Source organism: Nitratireductor sp. CH_MIT9313-5, assembly GCF_037029545.1.
Classification (GTDB): domain Bacteria; phylum Pseudomonadota; class Alphaproteobacteria; order Rhizobiales; family Rhizobiaceae; genus Chelativorans.
The window spans coordinates 24,768-42,391 of the sequence record NZ_JAYMER010000012.1; the positions used below are offsets into that span (position 1 = coordinate 24,768).

A 17,624-nucleotide genomic window follows, 5' to 3' on the forward strand; every position below is an offset into this window, starting at 1 on the left:
ATAGGCGGAAATGTTTTGGAGGAATGGCCGTGAGCGAAGTCGACGAGCGCAAGACCTTGGTGCTGACCGGAGCCAGCCGGGGAATCGGCCATGCAGCGGTCAAGAAGTTCTCGCGCGAGGGTTGGCGCGTCATCACCTGCTCGCGCCAGGCATTCGCCGATGATTGCCCCTGGCCGGCAGGGCCTGAAGACCATATCCAGCTGGATCTTTCCGACCAGGAAGGCGTGGGGACAGCCATAGCGGAAATTCGCCACCGCCTTGCTGCCAATGGCGGTCGTCTGGACGCCCTCGTCAACAATGCCGCCATCTCGCCCAAGCATGAGGGCGGCAAGCGGATGAACTCCATTGAAACACCGACGCATGTCTGGCGCGATGTGTTTCAGGTGAATTTCTTCGCCCCGATCATGCTGGCCCGAGGGCTCTTCAAGGAGCTTTCCATCGCTAAGGGCTCGGTGGTCAATGTGACATCAATTGCCGGAAGTCGTGTGCACCCATTCGCGGGAACCGCCTATGCGACCTCCAAGGCCGCGCTTGTGGCGCTGACCCGTGAGATGGCTGCGGATTTCGGGCCGCATGGCATCCGTGTGAATGCGATTGCGCCCGGCGAGATCGAAACCTCCATCCTCTCGCCTGGTACCGAAAAGATCGTCGAGCAAATTCCGCTGCGCCGCCTCGGGCAGCCATTGGAGGTCGCCGAAACGATCTTCTATCTGTGTTCCGAACAGGCGTCCTATGTGAACGGCGCCGAGATCCACATCAATGGCGGTCAGCACGTTTGACAAATAAGGCCGGCATGACTGCCGGCCTTTTCGTTCCTAGTGCTCTGTAAGCAACTTCTCGATGTCGGGAAGGGTGTGGTTGGTAAGCGTCTTGGCCACTTCACCGGCAACCTTGGCTTCCACTTCCTTGTGAAGCTCCTTGCGCAACTCCCCCAGAATCATCGGCGGTGCGACGAGAACGATCCGCTCGAACTTGCCTGCATGCGCCATCTTGTAGAGGCGCTCGGCCACTTCATCGGCAAACCGCTCCTTCTCGATGCGGTGCCAGTCCGTCTCCTGAAAGCCGCTCTTGTGGGTGTTGCCGCCATCATAGTACCGGCCGGGCTGGTCCGTGCCCTGCTCGCGGGTAGGCGGATTGTCATCGTGCATTTCACGAACGACTTCCAGATTCGGATACTCCGCGTCGCCTTCGTTGCGCAGGAAGAGTGCTTTCTCACCATCGGCCACGAGGACCCATGTGTCGTGTTTCAGCCGGAAATCGGACATGTCGAACTCCACTTCTGTATGTTTGACAAACCAACGTCCGGCTGAATGCGCGTGTTCCACGCCGTGCGATACTTTGCCCCGCATGAGGGACGAATTTTGCGCAGTCTCCCGCCACGGCGCAAAAGCGATTGCGCTGCATGAAGGTCGACGCGAGTGGGTTTCTTCTGAAATGACACCTTAAAGGTCAGAATTCGGGCTCAATTCTCAGGAGGCCCGGCAAATGTCTGGCAACACGGCAAAACTGAACGCTTTCCCCGTCTTCATGCGCGTCGACGGTCGCCACGTGGTCATTGTCGGCGGTGGCGACGAAGCGCTGGCAAAGGCGCGGCTGATGGCGCAGTCCTCGGCCGAAGTCGTGGTTGTTGATCCTGCGCCGGGAGCTGAGCTGATCTCTTGGGCTGGTGAAAACAATGTCACTGTGCTGCATCAGGCTTACAAGCCCGCCCTGATCGAAGGGGCGACGCTGGTTTTTGCGGCGACCGGCGAGGAAGCTGCTGATGCGGCTGTCGTTCGCGATGCGCGGGAGAAACATATCGCGGCAAATGCCGTGGATCGCCCTGAGCTGTGCGATTTCTTCACGCCCGCGCTCGTCAACCGTGCTCCGGTCGCGGTTGCCATTGGCACCGAGGGGGCCGGCCCGGTTCTGGCGCAGATGATCCGGGCAGCCGTTGACCGCATGCTCTCGCCATCGCTTGGCGCACTGGCAAGTCTCGCTGCCAGTTATCGTGACCGGGTCGAGGATACGGTTCCGCGCGGCGCTGCCCGCCGCCGGTTCTGGAAGTCCTTCTTCAACGGTGCGACAGCACGCGGCATGGCCAGGGGCGATGAAGCCGGTGCCGTTGCCGCAACGGAGAAGCTTCTCGCCACCAAGGGCAGCGAAGCGGGCCATGTGGCACTTGTAGGTGCCGGTCCGGGTGCCGAAGACCTTCTGACCCTGCGCGCCCAGCGCCTTTTGATGGAAGCCGATGTCATTGTTCACGATGCGCTTGTTCCAGAGGCCGTCGTTGCCATGGGACGCCGCGATGCCGAGCGCATTCATGCCGGAAAGCGCAAGGGCTGCCACTCCAAGACGCAGGCCGAGATCAACGCGCTGCTTGTCGAGCTTGGCCGCGAGGGAATGCGTGTGGTTCGCCTCAAATGCGGCGATCCGCTTGTCTTTGGCCGCGCTGGTGAAGAGATGGCCGCACTGCGCGAAGCCGGCATCTCCTACGAGGTCGTCCCCGGCATCACTGCTGCTTTCGCCGCTGCTGCAGATTTCGAGCTGCCGCTGACACTGCGCGGCGTGGCCTCTTCCATGGTATTCACCACCGGTCACGACCTGAAAGGACATGCGCTTCCTGACTGGGCGAAGCTGGCCGTCGCCGGTGCAACCATTGCCGTCTATATGGGCCGTACCACTGCGGCAGAGGTGGCGGGCCGCCTGCAGGATGCTGGCCTTTCACCCGATACGGCGGTTGCCGTGGTGGAAAATGCCAGCCTTGGCCATCGCAGGCTTGCTCATGGAACCCTTGCCGATCTGCCGGCTCTTGCCGAGCGGGACGACATGACCGGGCCTGTGCTCACGATCATCGGCGATGCTGTCGCCGGCGCCAATTTCGACCACTCCGAGCCGCTCTCCGCGCATGCGCGCATGCCGCAGCTTCCGGCGCTGGTCTGACGAGGAATAGTCATGAAACTTTTGACCGCAAACCGATTGATCGATGGCGAAGCCGTCTGGCTGGGCGAGGGTGATGTCTGGGTCGAGACGATCGATCAAGCTGTCGTCGCGCATTCCAAGGATGAAGAAGTGCGTCTTTCCGCAGTAGGGTTGATGTCACTGAACAACAATGAAGTGGTGGATGTGAACCTCATCGACGTCGAATTGGTCGACGGCGAGATCCGCCCCATTCGCCTGCGCGAGCGCATCCGTGCTGCAGGCCCCACCACCCATCTTCATTTTGGCAAGCAGGCTCGCCCGCAAGAAGCGGCCAACGGCTGAAGAAAGCGTCAGGGAAAACATCATGTACCGTTACGACGAGTTCGACCACGCCTTCGTCAAGGAGCGCGTTGCCCAGTTCAAGGACCAGGTGGAGCGCCGCTTGGCCGGTGATCTGACTGAAGACCAGTTCAAGCCGCTGCGTCTGATGAATGGCGTCTATCTGCAGCTTCACGCTTATATGCTGCGTATCGCCATACCCTATGGCACGCTGTCCCCGCGCCAGTTGCGCATGCTCGCCCATATCGCCCGCAATTTTGACAAGGGCTATGGCCATTTCACCACGCGCCAGAACATCCAGTTCAACTGGCCGGCTCTTGGTGACATTCCGGAAATCCTGGAGCTTCTGGCTTCGGTGGAAATGCATGCGATCCAGACGTCTGGCAATTGCATTCGCAACGTGACCGCTGACCACTTCTCAGGCGCTGCCGCCGACGAGGTTGCCGATCCGCGTCCCTATGCGGAAATCCTGCGCCAGTGGTCCACGGTCCATCCGGAGTTTTCCTATCTGCCGCGCAAGTTCAAGATTGCCGTGACGGGTGCGGAACGTGACCGCGCTGCGGTTCAGGTTCACGATATCGGGCTTCATCTGAAGAAGAACGAAAAAGGCGAGCTGGGCTTCGCAGTCTATATTGGTGGCGGTCTTGGCCGTACGCCCATGATCGCCAAGAAGGTGCGCGATTTCCTGCCCGAGGAAGATCTCCTGTCATACACGACCGCTATTCTGCGCGTGTACAACCTCAATGGTCGCCGCGACAACAAATACAAGGCGCGCATCAAGATCCTGGTTCACGAGACCGGCGTGGAAGAGCTGAAAGCCCAGATCGAAAAGGAATTTGATGCGCTCAAGGGCGGCGAACTGAGCCTCCCCGATGCCGATATCGCGGCCATCCAGGCCTATTTCACCCCGCCGCAGCTTCCCGCGCGGCCGGAAGGTGAAGCACTTCTGGCAAAGGAAGCCGCAGCCAATGCCGGTTTCGCCGACTGGCTGCGTCGCAACCTGCATACCCACAAGAACCCTGACTATGCCGCAGTCACCATTTCGCTGAAAGGTATTGGCGAAGTGCCGGGTGATGCCTCTGCCGATCAGATGGATGCCATAGCGGATCTGGCGGAAGAGTTTGGGCACGATGAAATTCGGGTGAGCCATGAGCAGAACCTCGTACTGCCGCATGTGGCCCGTGCTGACCTCAAGGCGCTGTTTGATCGCCTCGTGGAAATCGGTCTGGCAACTGCCAATGCAGGCCTTGTGACCGACATCATTGCCTGCCCTGGGCTTGATTACTGCGCTCTTGCCAATGCGCGTTCCATTCCCGTGGCGCAGCAGATATCCCAGCGTTTCGGAGATCAGAAGCGGCAGGAGGAAATCGGCGATTTGAAGCTCAAGATTTCAGGCTGCATCAATGCCTGCGGGCACCATCATGTCGGCCATATCGGAATTCTGGGTGTTGAGAAAAAAGGTGCCGAACTCTACCAGATCACGCTTGGTGGTTCGGGTGACGAAAACACCTCCATCGGTGAAATCATTGGTCGCGGTTTCGGCCCTGACGAGATCGTCGATGCGGTGGAGACCATTGTTGAGACCTATCTGGGGCTTCGCGACGGACAGGACGAGAGCTTCATCGCAGCCTATCGCCGTGTAGGACCCGCACCATTCAAGGAGGCGCTTTATGGACGAGAAGCAAAAGCTGCGTAACGCCGAAGCGCTTGCTGCTGAGGAAGCCGCTCGTCTCGAGGCTGCCTATGGCGAGCTGGAGGCCGGCGACGTCATTCGTCTGAGCGCGGAGCGTTTTGCCGCTGATGGCGGCGTTGCGACCGTGTCCTCGTTCGGTGCGGATTCCGCTGTGCTCCTGCATCTGGTTTCACAGGTAGACCCGTCGCTTCCCGTGGCCTTCCTCGATACCGGCCACCACTTCGGCGAAACGCTGGAATATCGCGACCAGCTGGCGGCTGACCTGGGCTTGGAAAATCTGGTCATCGTGCATCCGGAAGAAGCAGCACTTGAGCGCCATGATCCGGACAATCTGCTGTACAAGGTCGATACAGATCTGTGCTGCGAAATCCGCAAGGTCGAGCCGATGGCGCGCGCTGTTGAGCCCTATGCGGCATGGTTCACTGGCCGCAAGCGCCATCAGGCGCAGACGCGTGCGCAGATGCCTGTCTTCGAGGCCGTCGGCCCGCGCATCCGCATCAACCCGCTGGCCCGCTGGACCACGCAGGATCAGGCCGACTACATGCGCGCGCACGGCCTGCGCAAAAATCCACTCGTGCAGTTCGGGTACCTTTCGATCGGTTGCTTCCCCTGCACCCAGCCCGTGAAGCCCGGCGAAGATCCCCGCAGTGGCCGCTGGGCCGGGCAGGCAAAGACCGAATGCGGCATTCACCTGCCGCAGCTTGAGCGCTCGCTGACATCTGCGGCGTAAGGAGAATTCAATGAGTAACCACGCTCAAACGCCGCGTCTCTGGACGCCGGATGGCTTCAAGGAAAACGCGTATCTGCGCGTTGAAGCGCTTGAGGACAATGCGGCTTCCGAAAGACTGCTTGTCACGCTCGAGACATTTCTCGCATTTGAGGATGCGCAGCGCGAAGAGATCATCAGCCGGATTGGCGTCGAACTGCAGCCTGGCGAGGCGGTCGACGCGCTGTTGCCACATCTTGCTCGACTTCCGCTGATTGCCCTGGCTTTTCCTGCCTATACGGATGGCCGCTCCTATTCCAAGGCGCAGCTTTTGAAGGAAAGACATGGCTACCAGGGCGAGCTTCGTGCAACGGGCGATGTTCTGCTCGATCAGGTGGCGCATATGCTGCGTGTCGGCTTTACCTCGCTGGAAGTGACCCACCAGCCTACAATCGAGCGGCTGGAGAAGGGCGATCTCGCTGGAATTATCCATGCCTATCAGCCCGCAGCCCGAAGTGCCGCTCATTCCGGCGGCTATTCGTGGCGGCGCCTGACTGGTTGAGATCCCGCGTTTCGCCTTTTATCGCTCGCATCAGGGAAACATCTGCGCTATAGGCGCATTTCGATGTTGCAGGTTGCTGCGGAAAATCGCTCTGAATGCGTCACCTATGGCTGGCGGCACCAAGGGTGGGCTTTTCGCGTTAATTGTGTTAACCTCCGCAGCTTCTCTGAGTCGCCCGGATTTTGGCGGCCCATCGCCGCCGTTAACACCGTTCTGGTGTTGGGTCTCGCATGACCTGTAAAACACCAATGAAACGCCAACAGGAAGAAGGAAGTCCATTGCAGGTAGTTGTACGCGAAAACAATGTCGATCAGGCTCTCAAGGTGCTGAAGAAGAAGATGCAGCGTGAGGGCGTATTCCGCGAAATGAAGGCGCGCCGTTCCTACGAAAAGCCTTCCGAAAAGCGTGCACGTCAGCGCGCAGAAGCTGTTCGCCGTTCGCGCAAGCTTGCGCGCAAGCAGGCACAGCGCGAAGGTCTGCTTCCGAAGAAGAAGCGCGCCGCCTGATAGCGATATTCAAGTGCGAGCACGTGCCGCGCCACTTGGCTTGAGGGCGCGTGATATCGGCATAAAAAAGCTGCGGCCGGAACAGGCCGCAGCTTTTTTTTTTGATTTCGATAGTTCGACCGGTGTCTGTGCCGGCGCTTCTTCTTAGGAGAGGTCTCGCTTGCTGCGTCGCTGCGGAAGCTCTTCTTCGGCTTCCTGCAGTTTGCCAAGCAGGGATTCGATTTCCTGCGGCATTGACTGATCCAGCGCAAAGCCGGGCATGCGACGGAGGAACCGCGCGTTTTCCGCGTGGCGGATCTGGCGGCTCAAGACCTCTGCCGTTGACCGATCCTTCTGCATCGTTCCTCGCATCCTTCACTTGCGCCACCCGCGAAATTGCGCCGACGCCGTTAAACTAGATCCGGTGTATCCACATCATTCCCGTACCGGATATTGTCTCAAGTCTCGGGAAACTAACCCGTTATCTGGGAATACGTTCCCAGTCATTCCGCTAAGCTCCTGAACTTGCAGTGATCATGGTAAAGTTTGCGTAAAACTTTACAGATCTTGCCTTGGAGGCAGCTTCAGCCAAATTTCGTGCAACAGCACGACAGGTCTGCCATGTTCAAGCACTGGTTGTTTCGGCCTTGGCAGGAGAAGCGCCTTGTTCAGGCATGTGAGAGCGGCATTGCCTGTCTCTCATCCGCGGTCCTTGACGCGCGACAGGGTGGTGAAACCGTCCAAGGACAGATCGGTTCCACAAAAAGTTTCCTTCGCACTTTGATTCTTAACGCGGAATGCTCGCACCTGCTCGACCCGATAACGTCCTGTTAATGACAACCGTAATGGGTTCGTTAACCTTAATTTGACGTTTGGCAGCGCAATGTTCCCCCAAGAGTAGCAAATTATGCGGCTATAAGGGGCGGACATAATGGGTAAATCCCGCATCTTGATTCTGGGCGTTGCCGTGGTTGCGGCCGTCGCGGCGGGTTACATGGCCAAGAATCTGGCCTCCACGCCAGCACCTGTGGTGGTTGAGAAAGTCGAAGCCGAACCTCAGATCGAGCTGACCGACGTTCTGGTCATGGCGCAGGATGTGCCGATGGGCGAGATGATCGGCAGCGCGGTGCGCTGGCAGTCATGGCCCAGGGATTCCATCAATGATACGTTCATTACCCGCGACAACCAGCCTGACGCGGTCGAGGATCTGCGCAACGCGGTTGCGCGCCTTGCGCTTTATGCCGGCGAGCCGCTGCGGCGCGCGAAGCTGATCGGCGAGGGCCAGAGCTTCATGTCGGCCATCCTGCCGCCCGGCAAGCGTGCCGTCGCTACCCAGATCGCAGCCGAAACTTCAGCGGGCGGCTTCATCCTACCCAACGATTACGTAGACGTGATCATGACCCGACGCGCTGACGCTGCCTCCGGGGCATCGCCTGACGGCTTCGTCACCGAGACGATCCTGAAGAATATCCGCGTGCTTGCCATCGACCAGACCATCCAGGAAGATGAGGAAGGTCGCCGCGTGCGTGTCGGTGAGACAGCCACGCTCGAGCTCTCTCCCGAGCAGGCCGAGGTGATCACGGTTGCCCAGCAGATGGCTGACCGGCTGACCCTTTCGCTGCGCTCCATCGCAGACACCAATGAAGATCCGCAGGAAGACGGCCTCTACCTCGTCAATGGTACGGGACGCGGCAACACCGTGCGGCTGATCAAGTCGGGCGAGATGTCCGAAGTGGGGACCCGGAAATGATGATGAAGCCGGATAAGATCATGTCCAACCAACGCACCAGCATCTATCGCCGTGGGCCTGTCCGCAAGGCAGCATTGGCCCTCGCGCTTGCCGCGTCCGTCAGCGCCACTGCTCCCATCATGGGTGTAGCACAGGCGGCAGAAGGCGTGGTGACGGTCAGCGGTGCTCATGAGCGGGTGAAGCTCGGGCTGAACAAGTCGCTCGTGGTCGATCTGCCATCGGATGCCTACGATATTCTGGTGGCCAATCCCGCAGTTGCAGACGCAATCACGCGCACCGCGCGGCGCATCTACCTCTTTGGCAAGCAGGTTGGTGAGACGAACATCTTCGTCTTTGGTGCCAATGGACAGCAGATCGCCAGTCTCGACATTGCCGTGGAGCGGGACGTCGCGGGCCTGGAAGACTATCTCCAGCGCTATATTCCGAATTCCGACATCGATGTCGAACTCATCAACGACAATGTGGTGCTGACCGGCACGGTTCAGACCCCGCTTGATGCATCGCGCGCAGCCCAGCTTGCTCAGATTTTCGTGACCGGCGGTGAGGCCACGACTGGCCAGTATTCGCAAAGCGCAGCCGCTCCGACCGATGGTGGCGGCGTCTCCATCGACAACCCCGATTCCGAGCGTCAGCAATCGCGCATCGTCAACATGCTGCAGATCATCGGCGAGGATCAGGTAACGCTGAAGGTCACTGTCGCCGAAGTCAGCCGCACTGTCATGAAACAGCTCGGCGTCAACATGATCGGCAATGGCAGTGTTGACGGCATCACCTGGGGTGCGGTCTCTGAAGCAGCCTTCGGTCTCGGCAAGCCACTTTCTGCCAGTGGGGGCAGAATAGGCGGGTCGCTGATGACCGCATATCTCAATGCCATGGAGCAGGCCGGTGTCATGAAGACGCTGGCAGAACCTGCCCTTACGGCGGTGTCGGGTGAAAAAGCGACTTTCAAGGTTGGCGGCACCTTCCAGATGGTCAATGGCCGCGATCAGGATGATGACGGCAGCCTGACCTACGAGTTCAAGGAAGTCGAATATGGCGTTGGTCTGGAATTCCAGCCGACAGTCCTGTCGGCGGGCCGCATCAGCCTGAAGGTTCGCACCCAGGTCTCCGAGCCTACAATGCAGGGGGCTGGCACGCTGGAGGCGGGCGGTTCGCTGCAGGGCATGAACATGCTCTCCATCCGCAAGCGCCTGGCTGACACCACGGTAGAGCTTCCCTCCGGCGGTTCGATGATGATTGCCGGCCTTGTTCAGGATGATGTGCGCCAGTCCATAAATGGCCTGCCCGGCCTGTCAAAGCTCCCGGTGCTCGGCACGCTTTTCCGTAGCCGCGACTTCGTGCGCAACGAGACGGAACTCGTGATCATCGTCACGCCATATCTGTCTCGCCCGACGCAGCGCACGGCGCTGGCCAAGCCGGACGACAATTTCAATCCCGCCAGTGATGCTGCCGGATACTTCCTGGGTCGCGTCAATCGCGTCTACGGGACCATGAAAACAGACCTGCCGGACGGCCGCTATCACGGCGTCGTCGGCTACATCTACAAGTGATCGGAGACCGGTTGCCATGATCGTTCTGGGGGAAATGAAGCGGGGCATGCCGATTATGGCGGTGGTACTCGCAAGCCTTTTGGCTGGATGCGCGGCCAAGCGCGACTCGGTCATCGTCGGCGCGGTGCCGGAAGACTACCGCACACGCCATCCAATCGTCATTGCCGAAGGTGACGAGGTGCTGGATCTTCCCGTGGCTTCGACATCGAACCGAATGACCTATCAGCAGAAAGCTGCGATCTCCGGCTTCCTGTCGAACTATGCCGAAAGCGGCGGCTCCGTCGTTTCCATATTGGTCCCAGCTGGTGCTGCAAACTCTGCGGCTGCCCTCGACGTGGCACGCGATTTCCGGGATTACATCGCGCGGCGCGGGGTTCATCCCGGCCAGATTCAGCTTCTCAACTACCAGGCGCAGGCTGACCGCGCGGCTCCCATCCGCCTCAGCTACTCGCGTGTAAAGGCGCAGGTCGGTCAATGCGGGCGCTGGCCTTCGGATCTCCTGAAAACCGAAGAAAACCGCAATTGGGAGAATTTCGGCTGCTCCTACCAGAACAATCTGGCTGCGCAGGTCGCCAATCCGCTGGACTTCCTTGGCCCGCGCGAAATGACCCCGATTGATGCAGAAAACCGTGACGCTGCCATCTCCGATTACAAGGACCGCCTTGTATCCGACGAGTTCCGCTCACGCTCGGAAGTTGATTACGACTAGAGGCGATGGATTGAGGATGACGACATGAGCGATCTCGCCTACGAAACCGACCCGCAGGACACCCTGACTGCCGCGACCGACGCAACGCTGAAGTCGCTCCGTCCGGTCCCGCGCATCTCCATTCAGGCCTTCTGCGAGACTGAAGCCGTCGGCAATCCGATAGAACGGGCTGCCGAAGACCGTCGCATGGCGAAGGCTCATGTGAAGGTCCACCAGGGTGGCATTCCGACTGCGGTCGAGTTCTACCAGACCGCAGCCACGCCAAATCTGGTGATTGTGGAATCTCGCGCCGAGCCGAAGGAATTGCTTGGTCAGCTTGGCCAGCTCGCCGAGGTTTGTGATCCGACCTCCAAGGTCGTGGTGATCGGACACTATAATGATGTGTGGCTCTACCGCGAGCTCATCCGTGCCGGCGTGTCGGAATATGTCGTGGCACCCATCTCGATGATGGACATCGTCGCCGTCATTTCCGGTATCTTTGTCGATCCGGATGCGGAACCGCTGGGAAAATCGATCGCCTTTGTGGGCGCCAAGGGCGGGGTGGGCTCCTCCACCATTGCACATAATATCGCCTTCGGCATGTCGACCCTCTTTGAGAGCGAAGTGGTCGTCGCCGATCTCGATCTGGCATTCGGCACCGCCAACATCAATTTCGATCAGGACCCGGCCCAGGGCATTGCCGAAGCGGTGTTCTCGCCCGAGCGCATCGACGAGGTCTATCTCGATCGCCTGCTTGCTCAATGCGCTGAGCATCTGTCGCTTCTGGCCGCACCTTCGACGCTTGATCGCACCTATGACTTCGATGGCGAGGCATTCACGCCCATCATCGACACGGTACAGCGTACAGCCCCGCATGTGGTTCTCGATGTTCCGCATATTTGGTCAAGCTGGTCAAAGACGACGCTGGCGCGTGCTGACGAGGTGGTGATTACCGCCACGCCGGAACTGGCCAATCTGCGCAACACCAAGAACCTGGTGGACATGCTCAAGAAGCTGCGCCCCAATGACGGGCCGCCGAAGCTGATCCTCAACCAGGTGGGCGTGCCCAAACGCCCTGAGATCACGGCTGCCGATTTTGCAGAACCGCTGGGCATCGAGCCGCTTGCGGTCATTCCCTTCGAGCCACAGCTCTTCGGCAATGCTGCGAACAATGGTCGGATGCTGGCCGAGATGGAGCGGGACCACGCCATCGTGGCCACATTCAACGAACTTGCGCATGTTCTGACGGGCAGGCGCGAGGTGAAGCCGAAGAAGAAGGCCGGCCTCGCCAGCCTTCTGGAGCGGATCGCGAAGAAGAAGTAATTCCAACGATCGGGTACAAGCATGTTTGGCAGAAGAGGCTCGACCACCAGTTTCGGCGATGTGCCACGGCCAGCCGCTCCGGCTGCTCCCACGCCGCGTGGCGATGACGCCGTGCTTGCTCCTGAACCGGCAGCGCCCGCGCCCAAGCCGGAAAAGCCGGCTGCCGCAGCGCCTGCGCCAAAACCCGCGCCTCCACCGCCGCCGCCAGCTCCACCGCGTCCCACCCGTGAACGCGGCGAGAACTATTATGACACGAAGAGCCAGGTCTTCTCTGCACTGATCGACACGATTGATCTGTCGCAACTGGCCAATCTCGACCCGGACAGCGCGCGCGAGGAAATTCGCGACATCGTCAACGACATCATCGCGATCAAGAATTTTGCGATGTCCATCTCCGAGCAGGAAGACCTGCTCGAAGACATCTGCAACGATGTGCTCGGCTACGGTCCTCTCGAGCCGCTTCTGGCTCGCGACGACATCGCCGACATCATGGTGAACGGCGCGCAGAAGGTCTATATCGAAGTCAACGGCAAGGTCGAGCAGACCGGTGTTCGTTTCCGCGACAACCAGCAGCTTCTCAATATCTGCCAGCGCATTGTGAGCCAGGTTGGCCGCCGCGTTGACGAATCGAGCCCCATCTGTGACGCCCGTCTACCCGACGGCTCCCGCGTAAACGTCATCGCGCCGCCGCTCTCCATTGATGGCGCATCGCTGACCATTCGTAAGTTCAAGAAGGACAAGCTGACGCTTGATCAGCTCGTCAAGTTCGGCGCGATCTCACCGGAAGGTGCCGAGGTTCTGAAGATCATCGGACGCGTTCGCTGCAATACCATCATTTCCGGTGGTACCGGTTCGGGTAAGACAACGCTGCTCAACTGCCTGACCAACTATATCGACCGCGATGAGCGCGTGATCACCTGCGAAGACTCCGCCGAGCTTCAGCTGCAGCAGCCGCATGTGGTGCGTCTTGAAACCCGCCCGCCAAACCTTGAAGGCGAAGGCGAGGTGACCATGCGCGACCTCGTGAAGAACTGTCTGCGCATGCGTCCTGAGCGCATCATCGTGGGTGAGGTGCGTGGCCCGGAAGTTTTCGATCTTCTGCAGGCCATGAACACCGGCCACGACGGCTCCATGGGCACGATCCACTCCAACAGCCCGCGCGAATGTCTCAATCGTATGGAATCCATGATCGCCATGGGCGGATTCAGCCTGCCGCAGAAAACCGTGCGCGAAATCATTGTCGGTTCCGTTGACGTCATCATCCAGGCCGCCCGCTTGCGCGACGGTTCCCGCCGCATCACGCACATCACCGAGGTGGTCGGCATGGAAGGCGATGTGATCATCACGCAGGACCTCGTCCTCTACGACATGCAGGGTGAAGACGCGCAGGGTCGCATTCTCGGCAAGCATGTCTCGACCGGTGTCGGTCGTCCCGCCTTCTGGGATCGCGCGCGCTACTACAATGAAGAGCAGCGCCTGGCGAGTTCGCTGGAAGCAATGGAGAAGGCGGGTCACTGATGTTCGGCATCGATACGAATGTGCTCCTGATCATCGTGCTGGCGGCATGCAGCGCCGGCGCGCTGGCCTATGCGCTTCTTTTCAACACGATCTCCAGTGAAAAGAAGGTCGAGCGGCGACTGGAGACGGTAAAGCGGGCGGAAACCGACCGTGGTGCCATCAAGGCAAGCCGCGACCGGGCAGCTGAACAGGTAAAGCGCCGCAAGAACATCCAGGATTCGCTGAAGGACCTCGACAAGCGGCAGAAGGATCGCGATAAATACGCGAAAAGCCCACCGCTCAAGGTGCAGATACGCCAGGCCGGGCTCGAGCTCTCGATTGAAAAATTCTATCTCTATTCCGCCCTGCTTTCGCTGGTCTGCGGTTTCGTTGCCCTGATCCTTGGTGCACCGCTGCTGGCCGTTCCAGGCGCAATATTGGTGGGTGGTCTCGGTCTGCCGCGCTGGATCATCGGCTTCATGCGCAAGCGTCGCGCAAAGGCCTTCCTGAACGAGTTTCCAAACGCGCTCGATGTGATTGTGCGCTCGGTCAAATCCGGTCTGCCGATCAATGACGCGATCCGCATGATCGCGAGCGAGGCACCGGAACCGGTTCGCGGGGAGTTCAGGCGCATCGTGGAGTCCCAGCAGATGGGCATGTCGACCGCTGAAGCCGCGCTGCGCATGCCCGAAACCATGCCTTCGCAGGAAGCAGCCTTTTTCGGCATCGTGATCCAGATCCAGAGCCAGGCCGGCGGCAATCTGTCGGAGGCGCTAGGCAACCTGTCGAAGGTTTTGCGCGATCGCAAGAAGATGAAGGCCAAGGTGCAGGCGCTTTCCATGGAAGCCAAGGCATCTGCCTATATTATCGGCTCGCTGCCGATCATCGTGGCCTTTCTCGTCTATCTGACGAGCCCCAGCTACATCCTGCCGCTTTTCACGACAGGCACGGGCAACCTCATTCTGGCCGCTTCTGCGGTTTGGATGAGCGTGGGCATCTTCGTGATGCGTCAGATGATGAATTTCGAAGTCTAGGCGGAGCGATAGAGCATGTCAGATTCAGTCGCCCGCACTCTTCTGGACCCGAACTTCCTGATCGCCTTGTTCGTGGGCGTCGCGGTCTTCGCCACGATCTTCACGCTGCTTCCCGTATCCAGCGGCGACACGCTCAAATCGCGCATGCGCTCCGTCGCGCTCGAGCGTGATGAGCTGCGGGCCAAACAGCGCGCCCGTCTTGCCGCCGAAGCTGAACGTCGGCGCAAGGGCCTGCGTGAGCAGGATGCCGGATCGATCCGCACTATCGTGGACCGGCTCGACTTGCGGCGCGCCCTTGCAGATGAGGCAACGGTCAACAAGCTGCGCATGGCCGGCTTCAGAGGCCAGAACCCTCTGACGAAGCTTCTGTTCTTCCGCCTGGTGCTGCCGTTTGTCGGTGCGGCGATCGCGATCTTCTATGTCTTTGTGCTGGATTCCCTCGACGGGCAGCCTTTGTTCATGAAGGTTTTTGTCTGCATTCTCGGCGCCTATGCGGGCTTCTATGCGCCAGTGCTATACGTCAACAACCGTGCGACCAAGCGCAAGACTTCCATCCAGAAAGCCTGGCCCGACGCGCTCGATCTGATGCTGATTTGCGTGGAATCCGGCATGTCCGTTGAGGCCGCGCTGCGCCGAGTGGCAGAAGAAATCGGCTCGCAGTCGGTAGAGCTCGCCGAAGAATTCGTGCTGACAAATGCAGAACTGTCATTCCTGCAGGAGCGCCGCCAGGCCTATGAGAATCTTGCCAACAGAACCGGCCTTGATTCGGTGAAAAGCGTCTGTCAGGCCCTCATTCAGGCCGAGCGCTACGGCACGCCCGTCAGTCACGCCCTGCGTGTTCTGGCTGATGAAAGCCGGGATGCGCGCATGACGGCAGCCGAGAAGAAGGCAGCAGCTCTCCCGCCGAAGCTCACCGTGCCCATGATCCTGTTCTTCCTGCCGGTTCTGTTCGCGGTGATCTTGGGCCCGGCGATCATCCAGCTTCAGGACAACGGCGTCATGAATTGATCAGCTTGCCTTCGCGCAGGCGCGGCAGGCACCTCTGATCTCCACCGTCGTCTTCGCCGGCTTGAAGCCGCGCTGACGCATCGCGGACGTCAGCCTGTCTTCCACTGCGTCATCGGCGAATTCTTCCACCTGCCCGCAGGTCTCGCAGATGGCGAAGGCAATCGTCTCATGCGTGTGACAGTCCGGATGCGCACAGGCGACGAATGCGTTCAGGCTTTCAAGGCGGTGCACCAGGCCCATTTCCTGAAGCTTCTCCAGTGCGCGATAGACCTGCAGCGGAGCGCGGAAACCATGATCGCGCAGCCGGTCGAGAATGGTGTAGGCGCTAAGTGGTGCTGACGCCGTATCCAGAGCGTCGAGAACCAATCCCTGGTTCTTTGTGAGATTTGGCTTGGCCGCCATGGTTCAACCTCCCGCCGGCTGCATTTTCAGCCGCAGCAGGCTTAGCAGAAACAGCACCAGTGCCGCCACCACGATCGACGGACCGGACGGCGTGTCGAACTGCAGCGATGCCAGCAATCCGCCCGAAACGCTCAAGGCGCCTGCAAGCGACGCCATGACAGCCATGATTTCAGGCGTCGGTGCGAAACGCCGCGCCGTCGCTGCGGGAATGATCAGCAGTGATGTTATGAGCAGGATCCCGACGATTTTCATTGCAATGGCGATTACCGCGGCCATCAGGATCATGAAGACCAGCTTGGCGGCCTCCGGGCGAAGCCCTTCTGCTTCCGCGATTTCCGGATTGACCGTCCCGGCGAGCAATGGCCGCCAGATATATGCAAGCACCGCAAGCACGGCCAGACCACCGGCGAAGATCACGCCAATATCGGACTTCGAGACGGCCAGGATATCACCGAACAGGAAGCCCATGAGATCGATCCTGATCCAGCTCATGAAAGCGACCATCACGAGCCCGAGCGCAAGTGTCGAATGCGAAAGAATGCCCAGCAACGCGTCCGTGGAGAGTGCACCACGCCGCTGAAGAAACAGGAGCGCGAGCGAGGCAAGTGTTGCTACCGCAAAGACGCCCAGGGTCAGATTGATATCGAAGAGGAAGCTTAGAGCGACGCCCAGAAGTGCTGAATGCGCCATGGTATCACCGAAATAGGCCATGCGGCGCCAAACCACAAAGCAGCCGAGCGGCCCGGCTATGATGGCGATGCCGATACCAGCCACCATCGCGCGAACGAAGAAGTCGTCAAGCATCAGAAATGTTCTCATGGCTGTGGTCGTGAAGGTGACCGCATGAATCGGCGATCGTTCCATCGGCAAGGCGCACGCGCCCATCCACCAGATGTGTATGATCGTGCTGGTGGCGATAGAGCGCGAGTTCGCTTGCACGTGAGCCGAACAGTGTCCGATATTCCTCGCTTGCCACGACACTTTCGGGCGTCCCGCGGCAGCAAATATGGCCGTTCAGGCAAACAACCGTATCGGTCTCAGCCATGACCACATGCAGGTCGTGCGAGATCAGAAGCACCCCGCAACCTGTCCTGTCGCGGATCTCCCGGATCAGTCGGTAGAGCGCGATCTCGCCTGAAAAATCCACACCCTGCACAGGCTCGTCGAGCACAAGAAGGTCCGGTTCACGAGCAAGCGCACGGGCCAGCAGGGCACGCTGAAACTCGCCGCCGGACAGCGACTGCACCGCCGCACCGGACAGGTGACTTATGCCAGCCGCGACAAGCGCGGCTTCGAGCTTTTCACCTGGCAGCTTTCCGGTAAGTTCCATCAATCGCTTCACGGTCAGCGGCATCGTCCAGTCGACATTGACCTTCTGCGGCACGTAACCGACACGCAGAGGGTTTGCGCGCTGCACCTTGCCCTCATCCGGCGAGAGAACCCCGATCGCCGTCTTGGCCGTGGTGCTTTTGCCAGAACCATTGGGGCCAATCAGGGTCACGATCTCCCCGCGCCGCACGGTCAGGTCTATTCCACGCACGAGCCACCGGTCGGCTCTTTTGATGCCGGCATTTTCCATGACGACCAATGCGTCGCCTTTAGTGTCTTTGGCTTGCAGCATTTTCACCAGAACCCTGTTGTCACTGCCTATGCCACACGTTATAGCATAACGCAATGAGACGTAAT

At 59.8% G+C, this 17,624-nt stretch carries 19 protein-coding genes; 14 read left to right on the top strand and 5 right to left on the bottom strand.

What is annotated here, in order from left to right:
* The first annotated feature begins 29 nt into the window (after positions 1-29).
* Positions 30-779: an SDR family NAD(P)-dependent oxidoreductase gene (locus WA367_RS06980; RefSeq protein WP_336056081.1), complete on the top strand. Its 750-nt coding sequence runs from the start codon at positions 30-32 to the stop codon at positions 777-779.
* A 36-nt stretch (positions 780-815) separates the two neighbouring features.
* Here the strand turns inward: WA367_RS06980 and WA367_RS06985 are convergent, their stop codons facing one another.
* Positions 816-1,265 carry a host attachment family protein gene (locus WA367_RS06985; protein ID WP_336056082.1) on the bottom strand — a complete coding sequence of 150 codons (450 nt, stop codon included), beginning with the start codon at positions 1,263-1,265 and terminating at the stop codon, positions 816-818.
* A gap of 220 nt (positions 1,266-1,485) precedes the next feature.
* On the opposite strand from WA367_RS06985, the gene cysG reads away from it, so the two are divergent.
* The 6 genes from cysG (at position 1,486) to rpsU (ending at position 6,707) form a co-directional block, all read left to right on the top strand.
* Positions 1,486-2,922: a siroheme synthase CysG gene (gene cysG / locus WA367_RS06990; protein ID WP_336056083.1), complete on the top strand. Its 1,437-nt coding sequence runs from the start codon at positions 1,486-1,488 to the stop codon at positions 2,920-2,922.
* 12 nt (positions 2,923-2,934) lie between these two features.
* Positions 2,935-3,243 carry a DUF2849 domain-containing protein gene (locus WA367_RS06995; protein ID WP_336056084.1) on the top strand — a complete coding sequence of 103 codons (309 nt, stop codon included), beginning with the start codon at positions 2,935-2,937 and terminating at the stop codon, positions 3,241-3,243.
* Positions 3,244-3,265: 22 nt separating this feature from the next.
* Positions 3,266-4,936: a nitrite/sulfite reductase gene (locus WA367_RS07000; RefSeq protein WP_336056085.1), complete on the top strand. Its 1,671-nt coding sequence runs from the start codon at positions 3,266-3,268 to the stop codon at positions 4,934-4,936.
* The gene (locus WA367_RS07005; protein WP_336056086.1) at positions 4,911-5,663 is read left to right on the top strand and encodes a phosphoadenylyl-sulfate reductase; all 753 of its coding nucleotides are present in this window, start codon (positions 4,911-4,913) and stop codon (positions 5,661-5,663) included. The genes WA367_RS07000 and WA367_RS07005 overlap by 26 nt, the downstream gene beginning before the upstream one ends.
* A gap of 10 nt (positions 5,664-5,673) precedes the next feature.
* Entirely contained in the window at positions 5,674-6,201 is a 528-nt protein-coding gene (locus WA367_RS07010; RefSeq protein ID WP_336056087.1) for a DUF934 domain-containing protein, read from the top strand.
* Positions 6,202-6,479: 278 nt separating this feature from the next.
* Positions 6,480-6,707, top strand: coding sequence for a 30S ribosomal protein S21 (gene rpsU / locus WA367_RS07015; RefSeq protein WP_036485114.1), 228 nt, complete (start codon positions 6,480-6,482; stop codon positions 6,705-6,707).
* Between the two features lie 144 nt (positions 6,708-6,851).
* Here rpsU and WA367_RS07020 read toward each other — a convergent pair whose 3' ends face one another.
* A complete protein-coding gene (locus WA367_RS07020) occupies positions 6,852-7,046 on the bottom strand; it encodes a hypothetical protein (RefSeq protein ID WP_336056088.1) in 195 nt (64 codons plus the stop codon).
* A gap of 571 nt (positions 7,047-7,617) precedes the next feature.
* On the opposite strand from WA367_RS07020, the gene cpaB reads away from it, so the two are divergent.
* Genes cpaB through WA367_RS07055 form a run of 7 tightly spaced genes read left to right on the top strand, consistent with a single transcriptional unit; the run spans position 7,618 to position 15,536 of the window.
* Positions 7,618-8,436: a Flp pilus assembly protein CpaB gene (gene cpaB / locus WA367_RS07025; RefSeq protein WP_336056089.1), complete on the top strand. Its 819-nt coding sequence runs from the start codon at positions 7,618-7,620 to the stop codon at positions 8,434-8,436.
* A gap of 20 nt (positions 8,437-8,456) precedes the next feature.
* Positions 8,457-9,986 (top strand): type II and III secretion system protein family protein, encoded by a 1,530-nt coding sequence (locus WA367_RS07030; RefSeq protein ID WP_442935552.1) that lies wholly within the window; start codon positions 8,457-8,459, stop codon positions 9,984-9,986.
* Between the two features lie 16 nt (positions 9,987-10,002).
* Positions 10,003-10,695, top strand: coding sequence for a CpaD family pilus assembly protein (locus WA367_RS07035; protein WP_336056090.1), 693 nt, complete (start codon positions 10,003-10,005; stop codon positions 10,693-10,695).
* A gap of 24 nt (positions 10,696-10,719) precedes the next feature.
* Complete coding sequence (locus WA367_RS07040) at positions 10,720-11,997, top strand: AAA family ATPase (protein WP_336056091.1); 1,278 nt, start codon at positions 10,720-10,722, stop codon at positions 11,995-11,997.
* A 21-nt stretch (positions 11,998-12,018) separates the two neighbouring features.
* Complete coding sequence (locus tag WA367_RS07045) at positions 12,019-13,515, top strand: CpaF family protein (protein ID WP_336056092.1); 1,497 nt, start codon at positions 12,019-12,021, stop codon at positions 13,513-13,515.
* Positions 13,515-14,528 (top strand): type II secretion system F family protein, encoded by a 1,014-nt coding sequence (locus WA367_RS07050; protein ID WP_336056093.1) that lies wholly within the window; start codon positions 13,515-13,517, stop codon positions 14,526-14,528. The genes WA367_RS07045 and WA367_RS07050 overlap by 1 nt, the downstream gene beginning before the upstream one ends.
* Before the next feature lie 15 nt (positions 14,529-14,543).
* The gene (locus tag WA367_RS07055) at positions 14,544-15,536 is read left to right on the top strand and encodes a type II secretion system F family protein (protein ID WP_336056094.1); all 993 of its coding nucleotides are present in this window, start codon (positions 14,544-14,546) and stop codon (positions 15,534-15,536) included.
* On the opposite strand, the gene WA367_RS07060 is transcribed toward WA367_RS07055, so the two are convergent.
* The 3 genes from WA367_RS07060 to WA367_RS07070 are packed head-to-tail and all read right to left on the bottom strand — an operon-like array spanning position 15,537 to position 17,559.
* Positions 15,537-15,938 carry a Fur family transcriptional regulator gene (locus WA367_RS07060; protein WP_336056095.1) on the bottom strand — a complete coding sequence of 134 codons (402 nt, stop codon included), beginning with the start codon at positions 15,936-15,938 and terminating at the stop codon, positions 15,537-15,539.
* A gap of 3 nt (positions 15,939-15,941) precedes the next feature.
* On the bottom strand, positions 15,942-16,742 hold the full coding sequence (gene znuB / locus WA367_RS07065) for a zinc ABC transporter permease subunit ZnuB (RefSeq protein WP_336056175.1): 801 nt from the start codon (positions 16,740-16,742) through the stop codon (positions 15,942-15,944).
* Positions 16,735-17,559 (bottom strand): ATP-binding cassette domain-containing protein, encoded by an 825-nt coding sequence (locus WA367_RS07070; RefSeq protein ID WP_336056096.1) that lies wholly within the window; start codon positions 17,557-17,559, stop codon positions 16,735-16,737. Before WA367_RS07070 ends, znuB begins: the two co-directional genes overlap by 8 nt.
* Positions 17,560-17,624: the final 65 nt, after the last annotated feature.